The sequence below is a fragment of the Vibrio sp. 03_296 genome, from assembly GCF_002265885.1.
In genome coordinates this window covers 1-2066 of the sequence record NZ_NPKW01000315.1, presented here as the reverse complement: position 1 = coordinate 2066, position 2066 = coordinate 1, and the positions used below count along the sequence as shown (strand labels likewise).

The 2066-nt window shown below is 47.3% G+C and carries 3 pseudogenes; 2 read left to right on the top strand and 1 reads right to left on the bottom strand.

The annotated features are described in order from the left end of the window. A pseudogene (locus CIK04_RS24285) lies at positions 1 to 674 on the top strand (ABC transporter permease); the annotation flags it as partial. A 9-nt stretch (positions 675 to 683) separates the two neighbouring features. Beyond that, positions 684 to 1791 (top strand): annotated as a pseudogene (locus CIK04_RS24280) (ABC transporter ATP-binding protein). Here CIK04_RS24280 and CIK04_RS24275 read toward each other — a convergent pair. Continuing rightward, positions 1788 to 2066: pseudogene (locus tag CIK04_RS24275) on the bottom strand (phosphoglucomutase/phosphomannomutase family protein); the annotation flags it as partial. The pseudogenes CIK04_RS24280 and CIK04_RS24275 sit on opposite strands and share 4 nt — an antisense overlap.

Genomic DNA, 2066 nt, shown 5'->3' with positions numbered 1-2066 from the left:
TATTTTCGAACAAAGCTTGGACCAATGAATTTCGTCGCTTTGCCATGAATAGTCTTAAAGTCTCGATTGCGGCCGCCATCGTTGCAGTGATTGTCGCATTGATCGTCAATTCAATCATCGATTACACAATCAGAAAACCAGCTTGGCGTGTATTCGTTTATCGTCATTGGGGTATGCGGTGCCAGGTACCGTATTGGCGATTGGCATCATGGTGCCTGTTTTGTCTATGGATCACTTGGTCAATGATGTTGCGAAATACATGGGATGGGCAGACCAGGTCTGATTTTCTCAGGTACCATTTTGCGATCATTTTTGCCATGGTCGTGCGTTTTCTTGCGGTGGCGATTGGCAGTATTGAAGTAGTTTAATAAATCTCACCTTCGCTCGATATGGCATCACGCACCATGGGCTGCCATGCCAATGCCATGTTATGGCGTGTGCATTTCCCGTTGATCAAACGCGGCATGCTGATTGCGGGATTGTTGGTATTTATTGAGTCGATGAAAGAGCTGAATGCTGCGCTGCTACTGCGCCCATTCAACTTTGAAACCTTGGCCACCTATGTTTACAACTATGCCTCCGACGAGCGTTTGGAGCTGGCCGCATTACCGGCGGTGTTGTTGGTGTTGGTTGGCTTGATCCCCCTTGTTATCGTTAACCGTTCACTGGAGCAGAGTCAACTAATGAGTTGTGCACTATCGATAAAAACCTGACTTGTCAATACGATGCTCAAACGGTGCTTGAGTCACTCTCTCGTRGAAGTGGAACAAGGGCAGATTGTTTGTTTACTTGGGGCCAGTGGTTGCGGAAAAACCACTTTATTGAAARSCATCGCAGGGCTGCTGCCTCTCTCTTCGGGAGAGATGAGTTTAAACTGCATGATGATCGATAATGGTGAGCATTGGGTTCCACCTGAGCAGCGTAATATCGGCATGATTTTCCAAGATTATGCGCTGTTTCCTCACCTTACCGTGGCAGAGAATGTGGCGTTTGGTTTGCGCGGTTGGAGCAGTGAAGCTCGCCAGAGCAAAGTCAAAGAAATGCTAGAGTTGGTGCATTTGTCTCCTTTTGCTGATCGTTACCCGCACCAGCTACTCGGGTGGCCAACAGCACGAGTGGCGATTGCTCGTTCGTTGGCGTACAAGCCAGATTTGCTCTTGCTCGATGAACCGTTTTCGAACATCGATACGCAAGTACGCCATGAACTTGATTGCGGAGATTCGTAAAATTTTAAGCAGCAAGGCGTACAGCATTTCGTTACGCATAGCCGAGAAGAAGCGTTTGCCTTTGCCGATAAATGGCGGTGATGAATCATGGTGTGATTGAACAATATGGCACCGCTTCTGAGCTTTATTACAAACCGTCGAGCGAAGTTTGTTGCCGATTTCCTTGGTGGCGGCAGTTATCTACCTGCCAAGCGTTTGTCTGAATCTGAATTTGAAACCCACTTGGGCGTCGTCGAAGCCACCGCGCAGCAATCGATTTTGATTAATGATCAGTGTGAGTTGTTGTTGCGYCCTCAGCACATTCAAATCAGTGCCGCAGAGGAAAGCAGTATCCGTATTATGGAGCAGCAATTTATGGGTGATCACTGCCGCTATGTGATCGAAGCCAATGGAAATAAGCTGACTCGCCAGTTCGGCAGAAGCACTCAATATCGGGCAAATGGTGTCAGTGAAAGTCGACACGCAAGGCATTTTGGCTTTTAACTCTGTTAACAAAGAAAAAGCCCGACCAAAATTGGATCGGGCAAAGGTACGTTATCTCATCGCTTTGTCGAGTGATGTTTAAAGGGCTAAAAACTCTTTAAATTGATTAACGACCAGTTCGGCAGTCTCTTTATCCTGCATCTCAGCAAAAATGCGCAGCAGTGGCTCAGTGCCGGAGAAGCGAGCTATCACCCAGCCTCCGTTTTGAAGTACACTTTCGCCCCATCGTCATAACTGACTTTTCGATCTCAAAGCCAAATTCAGGCAACTGTTTTTGACATAAATTTGTCGTACAGCGATTGTTGGCCGCTGGTTTGAACTTGCAATCACCTTCTGCCATGTAGGCATAGCCGTACT